22 protein-coding genes and 1 tRNA gene are annotated in these 18,712 nt (G+C 44.5%); 6 read left to right on the top strand and 17 right to left on the bottom strand.

Annotated features, from left to right (window positions below; all coding sequences use genetic code 11):
* Positions 1–27: 27 nt before the first annotated feature.
* The 3 genes from FAY32_RS01300 to FAY32_RS01290 all read left to right on the top strand — a co-directional run bounded on the left by FAY32_RS01300 (position 28) and on the right by FAY32_RS01290 (position 2,270).
* Positions 28–924, top strand: a complete 897-nt coding sequence (locus tag FAY32_RS01300) for an ABC transporter ATP-binding protein (protein WP_143461536.1) — start codon at positions 28–30, stop codon at positions 922–924.
* Positions 917–2,137 (top strand): ABC transporter permease, encoded by a 1,221-nt coding sequence (locus FAY32_RS01295; RefSeq protein WP_143461534.1) that lies wholly within the window; start codon positions 917–919, stop codon positions 2,135–2,137. The genes FAY32_RS01300 and FAY32_RS01295 overlap by 8 nt, the downstream gene beginning before the upstream one ends.
* A 60-nt stretch (positions 2,138–2,197) precedes the next feature.
* Positions 2,198–2,270, top strand: a tRNA-Ala gene (locus tag FAY32_RS01290).
* 355 nt (positions 2,271–2,625) lie between these two features.
* On the opposite strand, the gene FAY32_RS15045 is transcribed toward FAY32_RS01290, so the two are convergent.
* From FAY32_RS15045 to FAY32_RS01250, 9 genes are all read right to left on the bottom strand, one after another.
* The gene (locus FAY32_RS15045; RefSeq protein WP_143461901.1) at positions 2,626–2,712 is read right to left on the bottom strand and encodes a type I toxin-antitoxin system Fst family toxin; all 87 of its coding nucleotides are present in this window, start codon (positions 2,710–2,712) and stop codon (positions 2,626–2,628) included.
* Between the two features lie 631 nt (positions 2,713–3,343).
* A complete protein-coding gene (locus tag FAY32_RS01280; protein ID WP_143461532.1) occupies positions 3,344–3,709 on the bottom strand; it encodes a hypothetical protein in 366 nt (121 codons plus the stop codon).
* A 1,118-nt stretch (positions 3,710–4,827) separates the two neighbouring features.
* Positions 4,828–4,962, bottom strand: coding sequence for a hypothetical protein (locus tag FAY32_RS14960; protein ID WP_263862536.1), 135 nt, complete (start codon positions 4,960–4,962; stop codon positions 4,828–4,830).
* A 639-nt stretch (positions 4,963–5,601) separates the two neighbouring features.
* Positions 5,602–6,057 (bottom strand): hypothetical protein, encoded by a 456-nt coding sequence (locus tag FAY32_RS01275; protein ID WP_143461530.1) that lies wholly within the window; start codon positions 6,055–6,057, stop codon positions 5,602–5,604.
* A 16-nt stretch (positions 6,058–6,073) separates the two neighbouring features.
* Complete coding sequence (locus FAY32_RS01270; protein ID WP_143461528.1) at positions 6,074–6,334, bottom strand: hypothetical protein; 261 nt, start codon at positions 6,332–6,334, stop codon at positions 6,074–6,076.
* Between the two features lie 389 nt (positions 6,335–6,723).
* A complete protein-coding gene (locus tag FAY32_RS01265) occupies positions 6,724–7,011 on the bottom strand; it encodes a helix-turn-helix domain-containing protein (protein WP_143461526.1) in 288 nt (95 codons plus the stop codon).
* 148 nt (positions 7,012–7,159) lie between these two features.
* Positions 7,160–7,969 carry a DUF3102 domain-containing protein gene (locus FAY32_RS01260; RefSeq protein ID WP_143461525.1) on the bottom strand — a complete coding sequence of 270 codons (810 nt, stop codon included), beginning with the start codon at positions 7,967–7,969 and terminating at the stop codon, positions 7,160–7,162.
* 17 nt (positions 7,970–7,986) lie between these two features.
* Entirely contained in the window at positions 7,987–8,220 is a 234-nt protein-coding gene (locus FAY32_RS01255) for a hypothetical protein (RefSeq protein ID WP_143461523.1), read from the bottom strand.
* 15 nt (positions 8,221–8,235) lie between these two features.
* Positions 8,236–8,424 (bottom strand): helix-turn-helix domain-containing protein, encoded by a 189-nt coding sequence (locus tag FAY32_RS01250; protein ID WP_143461521.1) that lies wholly within the window; start codon positions 8,422–8,424, stop codon positions 8,236–8,238.
* A gap of 146 nt (positions 8,425–8,570) precedes the next feature.
* Between FAY32_RS01250 and FAY32_RS01245 the strand changes: the two genes are divergently transcribed.
* A complete protein-coding gene (locus FAY32_RS01245; protein WP_143461519.1) occupies positions 8,571–9,155 on the top strand; it encodes a helix-turn-helix domain-containing protein in 585 nt (194 codons plus the stop codon).
* A gap of 59 nt (positions 9,156–9,214) precedes the next feature.
* Positions 9,215–10,366, top strand: a complete 1,152-nt coding sequence (locus FAY32_RS01240) for a site-specific integrase (protein WP_143461517.1) — start codon at positions 9,215–9,217, stop codon at positions 10,364–10,366.
* Between the two features lie 925 nt (positions 10,367–11,291).
* Here the strand turns inward: FAY32_RS01240 and FAY32_RS01235 are convergent.
* The 8 genes from FAY32_RS01235 to FAY32_RS01200 all read right to left on the bottom strand — a co-directional run bounded on the left by FAY32_RS01235 (position 11,292) and on the right by FAY32_RS01200 (position 17,264).
* On the bottom strand, positions 11,292–11,654 hold the full coding sequence (locus FAY32_RS01235; RefSeq protein ID WP_057735211.1) for a nuclear transport factor 2 family protein: 363 nt from the start codon (positions 11,652–11,654) through the stop codon (positions 11,292–11,294).
* A gap of 35 nt (positions 11,655–11,689) precedes the next feature.
* Positions 11,690–12,292 (bottom strand): NAD(P)H-binding protein, encoded by a 603-nt coding sequence (locus FAY32_RS01230; RefSeq protein WP_143461515.1) that lies wholly within the window; start codon positions 12,290–12,292, stop codon positions 11,690–11,692.
* 82 nt (positions 12,293–12,374) lie between these two features.
* Positions 12,375–13,715: an MFS transporter gene (locus FAY32_RS01225; RefSeq protein ID WP_143461513.1), complete on the bottom strand. Its 1,341-nt coding sequence runs from the start codon at positions 13,713–13,715 to the stop codon at positions 12,375–12,377.
* A gap of 169 nt (positions 13,716–13,884) precedes the next feature.
* Complete coding sequence (locus FAY32_RS01220) at positions 13,885–14,928, bottom strand: zinc-dependent alcohol dehydrogenase family protein (protein ID WP_143461511.1); 1,044 nt, start codon at positions 14,926–14,928, stop codon at positions 13,885–13,887.
* 14 nt (positions 14,929–14,942) lie between these two features.
* Positions 14,943–15,425 carry a flavodoxin family protein gene (locus FAY32_RS01215; protein WP_143461509.1) on the bottom strand — a complete coding sequence of 161 codons (483 nt, stop codon included), beginning with the start codon at positions 15,423–15,425 and terminating at the stop codon, positions 14,943–14,945.
* 152 nt (positions 15,426–15,577) lie between these two features.
* Positions 15,578–16,006 (bottom strand): MerR family transcriptional regulator, encoded by a 429-nt coding sequence (locus tag FAY32_RS01210; RefSeq protein WP_057735207.1) that lies wholly within the window; start codon positions 16,004–16,006, stop codon positions 15,578–15,580.
* A gap of 20 nt (positions 16,007–16,026) precedes the next feature.
* Positions 16,027–16,680: an NAD(P)H-binding protein gene (locus FAY32_RS01205; RefSeq protein ID WP_143461507.1), complete on the bottom strand. Its 654-nt coding sequence runs from the start codon at positions 16,678–16,680 to the stop codon at positions 16,027–16,029.
* 2 nt (positions 16,681–16,682) lie between these two features.
* Positions 16,683–17,264 (bottom strand): flavodoxin family protein, encoded by a 582-nt coding sequence (locus FAY32_RS01200; RefSeq protein ID WP_143461505.1) that lies wholly within the window; start codon positions 17,262–17,264, stop codon positions 16,683–16,685.
* 853 nt (positions 17,265–18,117) lie between these two features.
* Here FAY32_RS01200 and FAY32_RS01195 point away from each other — a divergent pair.
* Positions 18,118–18,537 (top strand): GNAT family N-acetyltransferase, encoded by a 420-nt coding sequence (locus tag FAY32_RS01195; RefSeq protein WP_143461503.1) that lies wholly within the window; start codon positions 18,118–18,120, stop codon positions 18,535–18,537.
* Positions 18,538–18,712 lie beyond the last annotated feature (175 nt).

Below are 18,712 nucleotides of genomic sequence, written 5' to 3'. Positions count from 1 at the left end.
GGATATTAACGTGATAGGAGATTTGCCATGCTAAGCATTCAGCATATCAGTAAGGCATTTGGCCCCGTTAAGGCGCTAAATGATGTTAGTTTTGACGTGCCTAATGGCCAGATTATGGGCTTGATCGGCCAAAATGGGGCTGGTAAGTCCACGACCTTCCACAGTATTTTAAATTTTATCGACTACGGTGGCCGCATTCAGTGGCAGGGACACACCCTATCTGCCGCTGATTTTGACCATATCGGGTATCTGCCTGAAGAACGTAGCCTGATGACAAAATTGACCATTGAACAGCAGATTATTTATTTAGCCCGCCTAAAGGGGCAACCGGCGAAAGTCATTCGCCCCCAGATAGACGATTGGCTGGAACGTTTTGCCGTTAAGGGCACTCGGAAAAGTAAGATCAATGACCTTTCTAAAGGAAATCAGCAAAAGGTCCAACTCATCTGTACCCTGATTCATCAGCCTGACCTGCTAATCCTGGACGAACCATTTAGCGGTCTCGATCCCGTCAACGCCGACCTCTTAAAACAGGCCGTGCTCGCAGCCAAGGATCGTGGCGCCGCCATTATTTTCTCCAGCCACGACATGGAGCACGTCACAGCATTGTGCGACCAACTCGTGATGCTGCGTAAGGGTGACGTGGTCCTCCACGGTAGCCTCGACGACGTGCGTGACCAATTTGGAAAAACAGAGCTCTTCGTCACTACCGATTGGTCGACGGAACGCCTCCAAACCTTGCCTGGTGTTGGTCGGGTGACTGCTCGTCACCAGCACCGTTACGTTCTTCATTTGACCGATGCCAGTGCCGGTCCGGCCATTTTCGATGCCCTCACTCAGGGTCACTACATCGAAGAATTCAGCCAACAGCCGCCGACCCTGGATGAAATCTTCCGTTTGAAAGTGGGTGAAGCCCATGTCTAAGACTTGGATCGTTACTTTTGAAACCTACTTGCGGCAAATCAAATCCTGGAGTTTCCTGTTCATGGTACTGGGACCGTTCCTGATGATTGCCTTGACTGTAGGTATTAGCTACATCAGTGCCAACAGCAGTAGCAGTAGTCGTCAGGTCGCCGTCATCAGTGACTCAGCAGTGCTGCGTAAGAGCTACCTCCAGCAGCATAAATCAGGAATCAATTCCAAGATCACCACCACGGCCAAAGCTAAAAAGGCGATGAAGGCCAACCATCTTGCTGGCTACCTCACCTTGGAGGCCAGCGGCGCCCAACTTCGCGGTGACTACCACGGTAGTACCGCCATGAACAGTGGCCTCAAGGCGCAAGTTCAAAACTTTTTGGTGCAATATCAACAGCTCAAAAATTACCAGACAGCCAAACTAACGCCCAAGCAGCAACGTGCACTCGCCCAGACACCGGTCCTTAAGCAGCACATTGCGGCCAAGACTGGAACCAGTAACTCTGTCAAACTCATCTCCTTTTGGGTACTCATTACCATGATCTACATTATCTTAATCACCTACTCCTCGATCACGGCACAAGAGATTGCCTCAGACAAGGGGACCAAGATTATGGAAATCATTTTCTCGAGTACCACGGCAATCAGCTACTTCGTCGGCAAAGTCATGGGAATCCTGCTGGTCATCGTGACGCAAATCGTCATCTATATTCTCGGTGGTTGGCTGGGCTATACTATCGCTATGCAAAACTCGGGTATTAAAAAACTAGTGCTGGCCAATCAAGACTTAGTAAAGGGAATCTTCCACAATCTATTTAATCTAAACCTGCTCTACGTTCTGCTAGGTGTCGTCATTTACACGATTCTAGCCGCTTATAGTGGCGCACTGGTGGCGAAAGCCGAGGACGCCTCCAAGGCTGCCCAACCAGTCGTCATGTTAAGCATGGCCGGCTTCTTCATTGCCATCCCCTTCCAAAACAATTTGGACGCTGTGATCGTGAAGATTTTGTCCTACGTGCCCTTCTTCTCGTCATACTTTATGCCGATGCGTATCATCAATGGCACGGCCGGTTGGGGCGAACAGATTGGGTCATTGGTGATTCTGCTAGCAGCAATTGGCCTATTCGCCCTCTACATTGGCCGCCAGTACCAACGGCTCATGCTCCAAACAGACAGCGAAAGTATCTGGCAACACCTGATTCACAGCAAACGTCGTTCGTAAGCCAACCAACTTACCCATTAACATTTTGTAGGAACGTGCTATAATTAATGGGTAGGTTTCGGGCCCTTAGCTCAGTTGGGAGAGCGCCTGCTTCGCATGCAGGAGGTCGTCGGTTCAAATCCGGTAGGGTCCATTGATAAGGTTTCAGAGATTAGAATACAGCTCATAAGCACCGGTGTTAAGGCATTCTTGAATTTATCAATTTTCACTGGTAACCACAATATGGTAACCGATGGTAACCTTTTTGGTAACCGGCACACAAGAATCATCATGCAAGGGCGGTGGGAACTGTTAGCTTAATTGGCTAGCAGTTTTTTTCTCTGAAAGTGTCGTATATGCCAGCTGGCATATATTATGTTATACTGACAGTACAAAAAAAGTTTGTATCATTGGACTCACCAAAGGCCCCGACTATCGCAAGTAGTCAGGGCCTTTTTTATACGTCTATGTATAGCACAATAAACGGGTGGGTTAGTAGTTACCTAAAACTACCTGTGCCGCCTACGGTCTAACCAGTCCGTAAACAAGGCGACTAGGATGCCAACAACAAGTGGCGCAAAAAAAGTTTGAATCATAAGGACTCACCTCCCCACTGTTGCTAGTGTGGGTTAGGCAACTTCTCTATTATCAGGTATGGCAATTAAGATTGCAATGCTTTGCAGTGAAAGTGGTACAAACGTCCGAAAGCTGGACTGTCGTTTCAGTTCTCTTAGCCAAAAGAACCATCCCAAAATAGCTGCAACTTTAGGTGCACCCCTAAATTGACAAGTTGCACCTTTTTCGTATGCCTTAAATGACCATATAAACCCTTTCATGTAAGTATTTATCAGTTATCACAGTGCATAAATACATTGGCAATTGCAAGGGTTATATCCTCAGTATTCCCAAGTAAATTCCACGCATGGGGATGCACCTTCAACCACGTCTAAAAAGTATACTAATCCGGTACAATCGCCGTAAATCATTAGCCAGGCGTGGGTAGCCGCCTACCTGCTATTACCGGCATTCCCGACTATTTCCAATGCCAACTGGCCTTCACTCACCCCCACCCCTAAAAGCTTTCAAAAATACTGCTGTGATACAAGACAACGGTAATGTGTGCGCTCTAAGCGTGCTAATGACCGGGCGGGGGTAAATAATCATACCCAAATCAAAAAGGCCACACACAGCCTCTCTGAACTGTATACGGCCTATGCCTGCTACCTCTTATGCTTGTGCCGCTTTCCAACGGTCTAACAACTCCAACGAGCGTCGTTCCTCACTAAGCTTATGACTGATCCAATCATATCCGTATGGAAGCTCTGAGCTGTCTGCAATCTCTCTTACGCTCATCCCCTCTACATACCGTAACCTTAGCAGTGTAGATTCATAACCATTGAACAAGCCTATCAGTGACAATGCCATATCATTCTGTTTCTGACAAGCTCTCAATTCATTGGCCACTGATTCCATTGCTACCGTGTTTCCCTCACGGTTATATTTACGCTGCTGCCATTTCAGAAACTGCGAACGTTCTGAAACGTCCAAATATTCACTCAACAATTCATGGCTACCAATACCGCTATCTGCCATTGCTCTGCCTCCAATTCATTTATGCTATCATTCGTGATACAATAGTTCCCGTTAGGATATTAAACCATTCGGTATATCAGCTCTGGGACGCTTTTTTCAAGAGATGTGACGTTAACTCGTTGCATCCCTTTTTTATTACCATAAACGCTGGCCACTTGATTGCCGTCTGATTGCCACTCAACAATCATTAGCCGGCCCCAAGTCTTATATACCAACTTGTTTCATTATTAGTTTGCTTGCCACTTGTTGGCCTTTTGATGGCCCTTCGTTGGCCGTTGGATACATTCAACCATGATTAGCACTAAGCAAGGGAACGAGATAAGCTGTATACCCAAATTGGGGACGCGTAACCATCGCCAACGCGTTTGACACGTTACCCATACCAACTCATAGCAGATACTTATACAACGGCGTTAGCAGTCGCTCCTTGGATTGTCAGTAGATTGTCACACCGCACACGCCTATCATCTATAAACGCCGTCTAACCAGCATTGATAACCTGTTAATGGTTTGTCATAACGCTTGACACTGAGAATATCTACATAAAATTAAGCACACCCCATTACTGCTGAACAGTCGCTGGACAACTTTCTGTATCCGTTGTGGGTGTTCGGTTGCTGTTCTGCTTAATACCTAACGTGTTCTGTTAGTCACCTATACAGAGGGATTATAGGCGTTCTGATAGTGTTCACTTGCTGTATCACTTGCTGTATCACTTGCTGTATCACTTTAGTTAACGGCATACCTTTCAATACCTATTACACCGGTACTCATAGGGGATGCACCCCTGTCCACTTATCGCGGATTGCAGTTTGATACTCCGGCAGCCAACCTTTCGACCGCGAAATTGTCTTATTAATCAGGTATTGGAAGCTGACACCCTAAGTTAAACTTAGAGAGCTATTCACCACAAGTGGAGAAAGCTAGCATGTCGTCTCCGTAGGTAGTTAAGTCATTGATGGTATACCCGCTTAATAAGTGCCATACTAGCGTTCAAACTGCAATCCGGGGTAGTTGTGCCACTGGTTGTCCATCAACATTAGAGTTGAAATTTTATCCCCACATAACGCGACATTCTAGGGCTTTTAATGCAATGCAGTTAAGGTAGCAGAAAGTAGTCACCACACGTCCAAAACAAAGCCCCAGCTAACAGCTGAGGTATCATGTTCCATACGTTCATTGGTCTGTTGCCCATCTGTTAAGTAGTCTGTTGTTGCGTGGGTAAGTGTCCACCCATCTCCCTTAACTGACACACGTTACAGCACTCCTTACCTCTGTTGTTCGGTCTGTTGATTCAAAGTTGGAACTACGCTTGTTTTTATGGCAATGACAGTAGCTCTAGTTACGTTCGTTCAAGGGAGTACTCTCAACTACACCCTACAGACAGTACTCTCAATTACGCAATCAGATAGGCTGAGGTACTGGGATGGTACCGCGGGTTACACTACGCCATATTCTCAATAACAAAACGTTATTGGGTTCGCCATTAACTTGCTGTGTAGTTCTAGGCACACACCTCACTCGGTAATATACCGACTCAGCATTCTCTTTCGCGCGGAACCTTTCTCTTTTTCTTAGAACCAGTGGTTCAGAGGTTCTCCTCCCTTTACTGTGATTGTCTGCATCCACTGGCCACCTACCTTCCGTTAAGTTGACAACTGTATACATCGTTCTCGTTACTATCGTTGATCTAACTCGATAACAAATCGTTATTGAATTTAGGCCAACACTCCCTCTGAAATGCTCGACTTGTTTAGTTACTTGTTTAGAACCTTATTGAATGTGAACCTCTCAATGGAAGGGCGATGCACCTTAGTTGAACATTATCTAAACAGGCACATCTTAGAAGTCCCGTCATTAAAGCAATAACAGCGGCAAATCTGATGCACGTTTTAGAAGGGCGGTTCGTCAAAATCATTCCAATTGCCTGCACCCTCATTTTCACCTTGTCGTTCCTCATCTTCCGGTTCACGCTGCCAGTCAGATTTCTCTTTCGGCTTGCTCTGATACTCTTCCCAGTTAGTTATAGTTATGATACTGTACCGGGTCTTTGACTTAACCGAAACCATCCCCATATCTTCAAACCTCTTTACCCATGACCAAATGGTTTTAGGTGTCACCTGATCTTTGGGGGGTGATCCCCAGTTATAGATTTCGGCTAGTTTATTTCTCCCGGTTACCAACTGCCCTGAATGTAGATTTACCATGATTCCGTTAAATGGAAAACTGCTTTTCTTATAACTCGTCATTGATAATAAGGTTATCCATAGCTTTAATTTTCCCGGATGTAAATAGACCTCTGACTTCAAAATTTTACGATGAATAGCAAACCAACCAACTCCTGCCATATTTCACCTCCTATGCTCATATCTTCAATCCTCTGGCATTGCGCCACGTCAACGTGTCTAACTGTTGGTCAACGCTCTCTAAATCGCCTTTAACGGTCACACCAAGCCAATAAATGCTGTTGAACATCCTACTAAATTCGCTGGCAAGATCATCGCCACTGCATTCGCCCCGATCATAACTAGCAACAATGGTTTCTAACTGCCCCAGCATTTCAAACTGAGCAAAATTCAAGTTCTGACTCTCAATTACATTGGCTCTAACGTCTTCTAAATCCACTATATTAATCTCCATTCTGTGTTAGAATGAGGGTACAGAAAAAGCAATCGAATATGCTTCTTTCACGTCCACGCTAACTCGGCAAAGTTATAGCGTGGATTTTTTTATACTCTCATTCATGAGTTACTCTCCAACAATCTACTTTAGTGCAAAGAATTAGCCTCTGTGAGGGAGGCGCAAATCGCGACCCCCTGCGCATTCAACAGGGAAATCAGCTCTACTAGTCTTTAAACCTCATTGCAACAACTATGGTAACGGCCCCTAACACATAACTAGCTATCATCCCCAATAGAATCACGTTGAATATATTCATGTCTACTCACCGCTTTCTGTTAGCGTCTTTAGTAACGATCATCATGCTTGCTGACTACACCGCCCTGCATGGCTTTTTATAGCTGATGTTGCTGATAAAATTCGTCGCAAGCCTTTTTTGAAATACGTTGAATGTTCCCAATAACGATGATAGGTAAACCTTCACTGATAAACTGTGTCAGCGTTGCATTCGATACGTGGAGGTATTTAGCGGCCTCCGACTTATTAAGATACTCACCGAACTGTTGGCCCTTACCTGCCTGTTTATAGGCGTCTGTCGCCATTTCATACATAACATTTCGCATTCGCTTCAACTCTGAGTCTGGTAGAACCAGACCTAGCCCTAATCCTGCATTGCTATCCATTCTGTATGCCTCCTTAAGCATCCATATTCACTTTCTCAGACACTTTGATAGTTAATTGAATAATCACATCATATCCAGATAAAGTCTTCACATCATGGCTATATGGCCTTCTATCAGCACATCCTTCACTTGTCTTTTGGTCACCAGATTACGAGACCGTATCATGAAACTCACCCTCAATAATCGTTGACCCCGCTGAGCTCTCCTCCATTTCTTCACACCATTTCCGAATGGTAGAAATATTCATAAATACCGATTCCGATTCTTTTGGATTTGTGATTTGTTTGCGAACGTTCTCAGTGTCAGCCATTGGCAATGCTCTGCCAATAAACTCTACGAGCAAATTGTTAAAAGACACTGGTTCCTTTTGCGTAAGATTCTTTATTTGTTCCTGAGCACCATCTAATTCCTTTCGGAGTTCAGCGTCGTCCTTAATATATCTATCAAGTGTGGCCTTTTGGTTATCAACCATGCCTTTTAACATGTCATAATCCTCAGGAACCGTTTCGACATGCAGTTCTTTTTCAATTACCCTAGGTGGCTGGTTCCGAAGCTTTTCTAACTCCTCATTACTATTTTTTAGCTGTTTCTTAGTCTCACGTAACTCCCGCACCGTCATCTCATCAGGCTTCTTAACTTCACCAGATGGTAAGTGCTGTGGCTTATCGCGCTCGGACTCAGGCATGGTAGCAATCTCATAGAGAGCCTGCATTCCCAAATCGGAGGACGTCCTCCGCTCATCAAGTTCTGCCGCAATCTTGATAAATTGACGTGCCATACGATCATTAATCTTTATGGATTCCAACCACTTGCCAAATTCACCATGTGCTAAGTCGTGTTCCTTAACCCATTTCAATCGACGGCCAATCTCAAAGATTGCCTGCCCCCCAATCGACTGATAGCTCTTAATCTCAGTGGTAAGTTGGGTCAAGTTGTCTGATAAAGCTATTTCTTGCATATACTAGTTCTCCTCTCTTAATCCACAGCGGGGATGTCCCCTACCTGCTGTTCTAGCGTATCAGCCTGTCCTTTGAGCTGTAACAGCGTCCGGTTGGCTGCTTGACACTTCTTCAAGACTGGTTGCAACTCTTCCATATCAGCCGTTAAAGTAGCCTGCGTTAGCAAGATGTTCTCAACGTCTAACACCTGATTCTCTAATGTATCAAGACCGCAACGAACACTTGTTACCAATCCCTGTTGGTTAGTCATGGTTGCCCACCTTCCCTATTTCTTAACCTCAGTGCTTTGTGCAAGGAACTCATCCAACTTATCCCGATCGACACGTTTTATATTTCCAACATGAATAACAGGCAATCCGTTATCAATCATTCGGTAGAGGGTGTTGTATGACTTAATCCCCATGTAATCCATTGTCTGTTTCAAGGAAAAAATACGTGTTTCGTTCTCAATCATTAATCATCACTCCATCATATTTTGTTCAGCTATTTGAACGATTTAACATGAACATCTTAACCCACAAATTATCTTTTTTCAATAAAAAGTTGCATTTTGTTCAATTATCCGTACAATTATTATTAGAAAGTAACGGAGGTGTCAACATGATTAGAAGTAACTTAGCTGTTCTTTTGACAGAAAAACAAATTAAAATTTCAAAAATGGCCAATGATACTGGCATATCTCGAACCACATTAACTGCACTCTCTCAAAACACCAATAAGATGATTCAAATGGGAACTATCAATACGATATGTACTTACCTTGAATCTAGTCCCTCTGAACTATTCGAATTTCTTCCTTTTGACTTCGATTATTATTACGAACTAGGTGACTATGATGAAAATATCTGGAATGAAAACCACATGTACACCTACACCTCGCCGCTGTATATCAACATTTCTGAAAATGGCACTCGCGTTTCAACCGTTGAGCTTAATGGTTTTATCGAAAACGAGGGATTGTCTGACATTCAGACAGCTCTGTATGGGGCCTCATTTCACGTTAATGGGGATGACAATCAAAAAATAATCAAGCCTTATATAGACCAACTATCGCCCTCTTTCATCACTGACGTTAAGATCAATATTGCCGCTTACATGAAACAGCAAGTTAAGTCTGCCGTTAACTACAATGATAAGAACATTGATATTGATTTAGATATTAAGATCTCTTTCGATACTAAGTAATCTCTTCTCATCCCCTACATAACACCGCCCTGCATGGTACGTTATGGAGGAAAAGCATTATGGCTAGTATTAAGAGTTACACCACTAAGAGCGGTGACAAGCGCTATAGCATTCAGCTCTACGCCGGTATTAACCCCCAAACGGGTAAACCTAAGCGTATTCACCGTAAAGGCTTTAGAACGCAAAAAGAGGCCACCCTAGCAGCTTCCAGATTAGAGCTGGAACTTGACCAGGGCGGCCTACAAAAAAACAACAATATTCTGTTTAAAGAAGTTTATCAGGAATGGTATGAGTCTTATGTAAATACCGTTCGCGAGAGCACCACCGCTAGAGTTTCGGGGATATTCGATAACCATATTCTACCAGCTTTCGGTAAGAAACGCATCCGAACCATTACCCTCTCAGACGTTCAGTCAACGCTTAACAGATGGTTTAAAGAGGTCAAGGTAAACTATAAGCGATGGTATAACTTTGCCAACATGGTATTTAAATACGCTATGAGACAAGGCTACATCACCACCAATCCAGCAGCCATGGTTACCATGCCTAGGCGTACTGACAACTGGCAACGCGATCCCAATAAGTTCTGGACTAAAGAACAATTGGAGCATTTCTTTACTTTCATTGATCCCATTGAAGAGGCTGAAAAATACACTTTATTTCGGGTTTTGGCTTTCACAGGCATCCGGCGCGGTGAGTGTTTAGCCCTAACGTGGAATGACATTAATTTTCGTCAAGGCACACTATCCGTCAACAAGTCTATTGCGCAAGGTACCGGTGGCAAGCAGATTATTCAGCCGCCAAAGACGCGTACTGGTAAGCGCACTATCACATTAGACAAGGTTACATTAGGCCACCTAAAGCATTGGCGTTCACAGCAACGGCGTGATTATCTGGTATTGGGCTACAACACTATGAAGCCCGGTCAACTCATTTTTGCCAACACTAAGAACGGCATGAAGTCTTTAAATACCCCTAGTAAGTGGTTGCACGCAATTATGGATGATAAGCCAGAGTTACCTCAGATTACCATCCACAAGTTCCGGCATACTCATGCTACATTGCTCTTTGAGGCCGGTGCCAACATCAAGGAAGTTCAAGACCGTTTAGGGGATGCTGACGTTGATACTATCATGAACATTTACGCTCACGTTTCCGAAAAGCAGCGTAAAAAGACAACTGAAAAGCTAGCAACCTATATGGGATTTTAGGCGAAATGGTAACCTTTATGGTAACCCCTAATTTAAATAATTAGCTGAAACCCCGTATAAACATTGATATTACTGGCATCCCCTGAAACAAGAGTTCAATCCCGGTAGGGTCCATTGGATAGGTTTCAGTGGAATGTAATGAGCGTCAAAGTATTGTTGTTACAGGGTTCTTGTTTTTGAAACATCACATATAGAATCATCTAATGGCATTAAATGGCATTTAATTCTGAACTAAATTAATCGATAGTGATAGATATGAATAGAGAGTGAGCTGAGAAATTAGTTCACTCTCTATTTTTCATTTCGCACCAATGACACCAACTGAGCATCACTTTTTGACCTCAATATCATTGAACCTTTTTAATAAAGGTTTCAACAATCGTCCTGATAATGTCAGCAATCGGCAACAAAAGTAGACTATCTAATTGCCTTCCAAAATTCAGCTATATAAAATACGTATTCAAATAACAAGGCCCCATTTTCACTTTGACAATCCCTTGTCCCCCATAGAGTACAGCGAATACGGAATACAACTCAAAAACATTTTTTGGAATTTAAATACTACTTTTCCACATTCCTATTCCTCAAGAATAAATTGTGGTTCATTATGGATGGTATCAAAAAACAGGTAAGGATTTAAAAATTAAATTCTTACCTGCCATATTTAAAATTAATTGATTAATCTTGACGACCGCCTAATGCTTTCACCATCTTAGGATCACGGTGATCAAAGAAGGCTGATTTCTGCATGTCGAGGGCAGCAGGACACTAAGAAACACCAGGTCTTGACCACTTAAAGACGCTACTAACTTCTCTTTGTCCTCTAAGTCACCATCAACGAACTGAACGCACAAATTATCAATGGCTAAACGTTGCTTGACGTTGTGACTAAATATGCAATATCCAAAATCAATTATGTTTCACCCTAATAGGTAGTCACAACGGCCGCCGCGACTTGCCAACTTCCAGCAACCTGTTCAACTGTCATCACTGTATTTAACGGCCACTCATGCTGACGGCTTCCATGAATACTAGCCACCACTCGATTTTGACCAGTGACTTGCCAGCCAGTCGCCGTTGCGACCATCGTGACATGATCTTCAACCGATGAGAAATAGTGCATCGTGCCCTGTTGTATCTCATGCAACCATTCTCTTCGAGGCTGAACGTACCCCGTCATATGCGTCAATGTAAAGTTTGGTGCCAGCAACTGATCTAAAGCTACTGTGTCATTAGCTGCCATCGTTATATTGAAGGTCCGATATAAGTTTAAAATATCATCGTTCATCCATGAGACTTCCTTTCAAATCATCATTCGCCTTGTCAGTTTCGGTTAATCCCTAAACTATCACGAGTACCGAGCATCTCATCATGAGCTAACCGAACGACAAGATCTGCAATACTCTTGCGTGAAACATCATGGCCGCCGAAAGGTTCTCCCTTCTTAGTCACTTGATAATCCGTATCATTACCATTGTCAAACCATCCCGGACGAATAATCGTATAATTAAGGTCAGACGCCTCAACAACATCGGCAGCCGCACGATAACCTTGTAACATGGGGTTGCTGCGAAGATTACCACTAGCCCCTACACTCGCCGGAATTTCATTATAAATTCCCATTGATGTGATAAATACCAAGCGCTGAACTCCTACTGTATCCATAGCAGCAACTAAACTCCTAGCCATATTAGATAAATTGCCACTCAACGCCGCAAAAACGACGTCTTGCCCACGCAATGCTGTCCGTAGTGTTGCTGCATCGGTGACACTGCCAGCAACTGCCTGTTCGCGATTGGACAGTTGACCCAAGCGATTGGTATTCCGTGCCATTAAAGTTAGGTGATCATCCGTATGATCCAAGAAATATTGCCGGGTAACACTCCCAATAGAACCAGTTGCCCCAATGATTAAAACGTTTGTCATCATCAATTCCTCCGTTCATTTATGAATAAGATTAGTGTAGTCCCTTGTAGTAACTGCAAGGCAAACCTTATTTAAAACTTTTTTATTTTGATTGCCGCTCACCCGGCACAATCAACACGACAGCCGCAACCAGCGCAACTAGCAGTAAACCTGCCCCTACTAGAATTGCGTGCTGAAAACCTTCAATATGACCACCAAATAAATCTTGTGTCATCACCAGAATTGACAGTCCGACTGAGCCCCCAATCTGATGCATGACGTTAACCACGCCAGAAGCAGCCCCGGCGTCAGTTCCTTGAGTATGGGCCACACCAGCCGCGGTAAAGGGACTCAATGATAATCCCTGACCAATCCCAATGACGACCATTGGTGCGGCAATTCCCCACCAGTAGCCAGTAGAGGACGTAAACCAGCTTAACCACAACATGCCCGCTGCGGTTAACGCAATCCCTGCTACCAACAAGCCACCATTGCCCCATTTAGCAGTCAGTCTTGCTACCTGTAACGCTACAATAAAGTTAACAATGGTTAAGGGGAAGAAGGCCACACCCGACATCAACGCGCTAAACCCTAATTGATTTTGCATCAGCTGCGGTGTAATGAACCAGAATCCCATCATGGCTCCCAGATACAGAAACCGACCGACATAGGCGCCGATTCGTTCACGATCGACAAATAAGCGCAGTGGCATGATAGGTTGTGCCGTTCGATATTCTTGGTAGATAAAACTAGCCAAGCTAATCACGGCCACCACTAAGGCCAGCAACCGCGCCTGATCGGCAATAATGCTGTAAACTAAGGCACTCATTCCTACCAAGGAACTTAATGTACCCCACCAGTCTAAGCGACCACCCTGACCATGATCCAACCGTAAGTGCTTAACGGCCAAATAAAACATCCAAATGCTAATTGGCACGTTCATGAAGAAACCTACCCGCCAAGTCAGTAGACTAGCAAAGACGCCACCAATGACCAAACTAACGCTAGCACCAATACCGGCCATGGCCCCATAATAAGCAATTGCCTTGACGCGCTCGGCCCCCTCATAGGTATCCATCAAAATCGCTAATGTTGTTGGTGCTAGAATGGCTGAGCCAATTCCTTGAAAAGCTCGTGCCGCGATGATCATGGGTGCATTGATTGCCAGCCCCACTAGCAGTGATCCTAATCCAAAGATTATCAAGCCTAGTTGAAAGACACGGCGTCGACCGAACAAGTCGCCGGCACGACCACCCAATAGTAGAAACCCACCAAAGGTTAACGAATACGCACTGCTAACCCAGGATAGGGTTGCTTGGTTAAGCGCTAAGTCGTGGGCAATCTTAACCGTTCCCGTAAAAATAATCGAGTTGTCTAGGAGAATCATAAAGTAGCTCATTAAAATAACCAGTAAAATCCAATCAAAACCTTTGCGTTGTTTCATGTCATTACCCCTCGTTCTTTCAAGTGAATGATTAGCAGTTTAGACCTTCACCTGTACTTCAAGGCAAGCCATAATTTTGTTTTTTTCAAAAATATTTTTTCATAACTAGAATTTATTACTAGCAAAAAAGGATGCCTGCTCAATGCAAACATCCTCGTTATTTTTAAATTTATTGATCGATCACCAATAATGACTTAATCGCTTTCCGCTGGTCCATTGCAGCATACGCATCGGCCACGTGATCCAAGTCAAAACGCTGTGTGAAGACTTTCCCTGGGTGAATATCACCTTTTAAAACGGCAGCCAATAACACATCACGATCATAAGTGGTGACCGAAGCGATACCGCCACGGAGCCCAATATTCTTCCAGAAAAGATTGTTCGTATTCATTTCAGCTTTCTGGGGAACACCCACGCGACCAACAACTGCGCCAGCCCGGCCAACTTTAACAGCCGTATCTACAGACTGAGCCGTCCCCACACATTCCAACACAGCATCTGCACCAGCGCCAGCTGTTAAGTCCATCACACGTTGAACAGCTTCGTCGCCACGTTCAGCAACAATATCTGTCGCACCAAATTCCTTAGCCAATGCCTGACGATCCGCATGCCGGCTCATCGCAATGATTCGTTTGGCACCACGGAGTTTAGCTGCAATGACGCCACAAAGGCCAACTGCACCGTCACCCATCACAACAACCGTATCACCGTCTTTGACTTCGGCAGTTGCCGCAGCATGGTAACCAGTAGCCATCACATCGGCCAGGGTCAACAGGTCGTTGAGTTGCGCATCTGAGTAATCACTAGGTTGGCCGGGAACCTTAACCAGCGCCCAGTCAGCGTTCTTAAACCGTAAGTATTCGCCTTGATAACCGACAATTTCATCATCAGTCCGAGCATTTTCACAATTTCCATCAAAGCCTGCCAAACAAGCCGCACAGTGACCGCAACCGTGAGTAAATGGCGCAATCACAAAGTCACCGGGTTTCACGTTGGTAACGTCACGACCTACACTCTCAACAATGCCAATGGCTTCGTGCCCAACTGGCGTATTTTTCTGTCGATCATTGATACCGCGATACCACCACAAGTCAGAGCCGCAAACACAGGCGCGGACAATCTTTAATACGGCATCTGTTGGATTCTTGACCGTTGGTTTAGGTAATTCTTGCGCTTCAACTTTTCCTGGCTCAATAAATACTGCTGTTTTCATTTCGTTAGCCTCCACTATTTAACCGTTAATTTCTGCAACCAATTGACCACTCTCTGATTCGACTGCGCCAGTTCACTAGTTGCAACACCTAATCCTGTCGCTACCGAGAGACTTGGGACTAACTTAGCAAAATCAGTCTCATAGTCACCGGGTGTGCCCGCATCTGTATAGAACGGCGCCACCGTGCCCTGATATCCCTGCAACTGTAGCAAGAAAGACCGGACCGGCGTTGCCACCTTACCCGACCAAACTGGACCACCAACCAGCAGTAACTGGTACTGATCTAATCGCGATTGCTCATTGGTCAGCATGGGGAGCTGACCAGTCGCCAATTGTTGATTCGCCACATCGGCGGTCGCATACATGTCGTCTGGAAACGTGCCTGCCGCCACGGTTAAATCCAGCCGATCTGCACTAGTTTCCTGTTGGATGATTGTTGCTAGTTTTGCCGTATTACCAGACCATGAATAATCCACAATTAGAAAGTTATTTGTCATGTCGACTCCTCCTAAGTTTAACTACGCTCCAGTCTAGACCTTGAAGTGGACTTTAAGGCAAGCATTCTTCAAAATAAAACCACTGAAACAAAACTCAGGTGCTTATTTGACGCCAAATATATATTAGAATTGGCGATTAATCATGAAATCCATTAGTCAGCTTCATTATTTTCCCGTTCAACCTTCGCTACATGTTGTTTCTCCAGCTCACGGAGTTCCTCTTCCGTTTCCTGCATATGATCATAGAAATGGTTAAGCTTATAGTTCAAATGGTCAATGGCGGCTTGCAGGTCATCTCGCTTTTCTTCCATCACGGCCAACTGTTCTTGCAGCAATGCTTTTTGTTCTTTGGTGTTGTCCTCTTGCGCATCGAACAACTCGATGTAGCGTCGTAAATTTTCAATACTCATTCCGGCAGCCCGCATCTGTGTCACAAACTTAATTCGTCGGATAATCCGGGCATCGATATCACGATTACCCACCTCAGTTCGATCGATTGGCGGAATCAAGGATTCCTTCTCGTAGTAACGAATGGCAGCCGAGGACACCCCTGTCTTTTCACTGGCTTCTTTAATGTTCATTTCGCATCACTCCCTATAAATTAATAGACTGGTCGCGTTTGTCCCTCAGTATCAGGATCTGCTATCCCAATACTATCACGACTGTACTTGCTAGGGTCAGCAATAATGGTTAACACAACATCTGCGATACTTTGGCGGGACCCTGAAACCCCGTCATAGAGCTGATTGCGGGTCGTAACGGTATAGTTGACGGCTCGATCATTGAGCCAAGGCAACCGTAGTGTCGTGTAGTCTAAACCTGAATCAGCCAATAACTGATCGGACTTTCGCGCTGGTGCCATGCCAGCACCAATCATGTCAAGGTTCCACCGACCGAACTCACCGCCAACTTCATCATATAGGCCCAAAACATTCGTAAAGATGACGCGAGATACTTGATTGGCTCGCATTCCCGCAATGACATTCTTCGTCAACCGATTCTGGCGATCATGATCGACGACGGCAACAAACACTAAATCTTGATCGGCCATTGCCGTCCGCACGGCCTCTGGATCGGTAATATCCCCGTCCACCAGCGTCACCCGTGGATCTGATTGTAAATCGGCCAGCCGCCCAGTATCTCTGAGAAAGAGGGTTAACGACACATCAGCAAATCGGTCTTCCGTTAAAATCCGTTGTTCAACAATTCTTGCAATCTGGCCATTTGCTGCTAAAATCATTACTTTTCTTGTCATGATTAAGACTCCTTTGTCTGTGTTAACCAGTGCTTAAAATCACTGGTCGTGTGTTCTAACTGCACATCGTGAATACTATAGTTGGGTAGAATCGTTGTGCTGTTCGGCGTTAGACATTCTAATACCTGCTGTGTATCACCCGATCCATACCCGGCGTTAGTTGAGAATGACGCGACTCGTTTACCGGCTAACTGCTTACCAAACTGGATCAAAAATTGGCGCATCGGATTAGCTGGGGTCATTGCCCAGATTGGGTGACCCAATAAAATCAAGTTATACTGATTTAAATCAGGCAAGTCGGCTACCTTTAATGCTGGCCAAACTTGTTGCTCACGTTCCGCCGTTGCCTGCGTAACACTCGCTTGATAATCACTAGGATATGGTTGTGCGACCACTAATTCATAACTGTCAGCTTGTAGATAGCGCTGTGCTAATTCTGCCTGAGCTTCGGTATTGCCGCTCCGGGAGAAGTAAATAATCAGGGTCTTAGCCATTGGCGTTAAATGTCGGTTTGGCTGTTCGTTTCGATTGGTATCTTGTCCATCAGAACGGGCCCCACGGCCTTTTGGTAACTGTTTTGTCATTATTCACTACCTTCCTTCTACTTACTTGAATGATCTTAGGTTAAACCTTGATGTGTACTTCAAGGCAAGTGAAAAATAAAAAAACATTCAATATTTGCATGTAAACCATCGAATAGTGGGCTATTCAGCAACTCTATTTTGTCGGATAAAAAAACTATCTGTAAACAATATTTATTACTTGTAGATAGTATAGAGAACTTGAACGCTGATACAGAGCGCGTAACCGTGCCAATCAGTAACAACAGTGCTCAGACGTCCATCCACGCGAGTTGCTTACTTTCCCAGAAGGAGAGACTATCTTCATTAATCAGTGACATTCGGCAACAATGGCCGACCACGCTTCAAGATGCACCTCATTAGTCCCATAAAAATAGTCCAGTCAATGGTAAACAACCACTGACTGGGCTATTTTTTCTTTTCCTCAACCAGTTTTCATTTTGGAGACTTATGTCACAGCCTCTTAGATTTTTGAAACATCACGTACAGATTCAAAAAAGGTAGCCAAAGTTATCGCACAGATTAATAACCCCAGGTGATGGGGGTTAGAGCTGTTAGTTGATTGACTAGCAGTTTGATTTGATTTACCAATAAAATTCCTTAAACGGGCTAACTTTAATAGGCGCAAATAAGTTTAATTTCACCGTTAAATTTTCACGTAAAGTTTCTAAAATTATTTGCCGAACCATTCTCTAAGTCTCACCAGCTGTGCTTAATTTGGCGTATAATCACTTTTAGCGTGACAATCTCGTCGTTGCTTAACCGAAAACATTAGTCACCAGGGGGGCATTCAGATGGTCAAACGTTGGTCCCGGCGACTCACCTCAAATTCCATCTAATTTTAAGGAGAGCGCCCATGACAGATTACAGCTTCACTCGCAATTCGCAAATTACTGAGCAGCAAATCTTGAATCTATATCGCAGTGTTAAATGGCTAGCTTACCTGCAACATCCCCAAAACACACTTGCCGCTATCGCTAATTCTACCGTCCTTTGGGCGACGGTAGACGGGCAACTGATTGGCTTGATTCGTGGCGTGACGGATGGCCACACTATTTTATACGTCCAAGATTTACTTGTGGACCCAACTTATCAAAAACAACGTGTGGGGACCACCCTCATGAAAAAGATGCTAGCGCACTACCAAAACGTTGGCCAAACGGTCCTGATCACTGATTCTGAGGAACGGACCCGTAAGTTTTATGAGTCACTCGACTTTCTGCAGATTACGCCCCAAACTTATGGCCGCGCATTCGTCTTAGAACGACGCTTCTAAACACAAATTTTACTGAGTCCGCCGAATCTTAGCGGGCTCTTTTATTTGGAAGCATTTTCTGATAGTTTCCATCAATTATGTCTTAAATTGAAAATACTGCTGAAAACAAGCTGTGAGTGGCGTATGATTGTAATACTGTTGTTTTTTAGACCTGCCAGTTGTCGGTGGGCTAAAC

The organism is Levilactobacillus enshiensis (assembly GCF_007115095.1).
Lineage (GTDB): Bacteria > Bacillota > Bacilli > Lactobacillales > Lactobacillaceae > Levilactobacillus > Levilactobacillus enshiensis.
This window is presented reverse-complemented; position numbering and strand designations above follow the sequence as displayed.

What these genes read in the sequence shown, in the direction of transcription:
- FAY32_RS01215 (WP_143461509.1), bottom strand. Translation starts at nt 15,425, where the DNA reads ATGACAAATAACTTTCTAATTGTGGATTATTCATGGTCTGGTAATACG.
- FAY32_RS01220 (WP_143461511.1), bottom strand. Translation starts at nt 14,928, where the DNA reads ATGAAAACAGCAGTATTTATTGAGCCAGGAAAAGTTGAAGCGCAAGAA.
- FAY32_RS01275 (WP_143461530.1), bottom strand. Translation starts at nt 6,057, where the DNA reads ATGGCAGGAGTTGGTTGGTTTGCTATTCATCGTAAAATTTTGAAGTCA.
- FAY32_RS01230 (WP_143461515.1), bottom strand. Translation starts at nt 12,292, where the DNA reads ATGACAAACGTTTTAATCATTGGGGCAACTGGTTCTATTGGGAGTGTT.
- FAY32_RS01250 (WP_143461521.1), bottom strand. Translation starts at nt 8,424, where the DNA reads ATGATTGAGAACGAAACACGTATTTTTTCCTTGAAACAGACAATGGAT.
- FAY32_RS01280 (WP_143461532.1), bottom strand. Translation starts at nt 3,709, where the DNA reads ATGGCAGATAGCGGTATTGGTAGCCATGAATTGTTGAGTGAATATTTG.
- FAY32_RS15045 (WP_143461901.1), bottom strand. Translation starts at nt 2,712, where the DNA reads ATGATTCAAACTTTTTTTGCGCCACTTGTTGTTGGCATCCTAGTCGCC.
- FAY32_RS01260 (WP_143461525.1), bottom strand. Translation starts at nt 7,969, where the DNA reads ATGCAAGAAATAGCTTTATCAGACAACTTGACCCAACTTACCACTGAG.
- FAY32_RS01205 (WP_143461507.1), bottom strand. Translation starts at nt 16,680, where the DNA reads ATGACAAGAAAAGTAATGATTTTAGCAGCAAATGGCCAGATTGCAAGA.
- FAY32_RS01200 (WP_143461505.1), bottom strand. Translation starts at nt 17,264, where the DNA reads ATGACAAAACAGTTACCAAAAGGCCGTGGGGCCCGTTCTGATGGACAA.
- FAY32_RS01225 (WP_143461513.1), bottom strand. Translation starts at nt 13,715, where the DNA reads ATGAAACAACGCAAAGGTTTTGATTGGATTTTACTGGTTATTTTAATG.
- FAY32_RS01265 (WP_143461526.1), bottom strand. Translation starts at nt 7,011, where the DNA reads ATGGATAGCAATGCAGGATTAGGGCTAGGTCTGGTTCTACCAGACTCA.
- FAY32_RS01295 (WP_143461534.1), top strand. Translation starts at nt 917, where the DNA reads ATGTCTAAGACTTGGATCGTTACTTTTGAAACCTACTTGCGGCAAATC.
- FAY32_RS01210 (WP_057735207.1), bottom strand. Translation starts at nt 16,006, where the DNA reads ATGAACATTAAAGAAGCCAGTGAAAAGACAGGGGTGTCCTCGGCTGCC.
- FAY32_RS01195 (WP_143461503.1), top strand. Translation starts at nt 18,118, where the DNA reads ATGACAGATTACAGCTTCACTCGCAATTCGCAAATTACTGAGCAGCAA.
- FAY32_RS01235 (WP_057735211.1), bottom strand. Translation starts at nt 11,654, where the DNA reads ATGAACGATGATATTTTAAACTTATATCGGACCTTCAATATAACGATG.
- FAY32_RS01300 (WP_143461536.1), top strand. Translation starts at nt 28, where the DNA reads ATGCTAAGCATTCAGCATATCAGTAAGGCATTTGGCCCCGTTAAGGCG.
- FAY32_RS01240 (WP_143461517.1), top strand. Translation starts at nt 9,215, where the DNA reads ATGGCTAGTATTAAGAGTTACACCACTAAGAGCGGTGACAAGCGCTAT.
- FAY32_RS01245 (WP_143461519.1), top strand. Translation starts at nt 8,571, where the DNA reads ATGATTAGAAGTAACTTAGCTGTTCTTTTGACAGAAAAACAAATTAAA.
- FAY32_RS01255 (WP_143461523.1), bottom strand. Translation starts at nt 8,220, where the DNA reads ATGACTAACCAACAGGGATTGGTAACAAGTGTTCGTTGCGGTCTTGAT.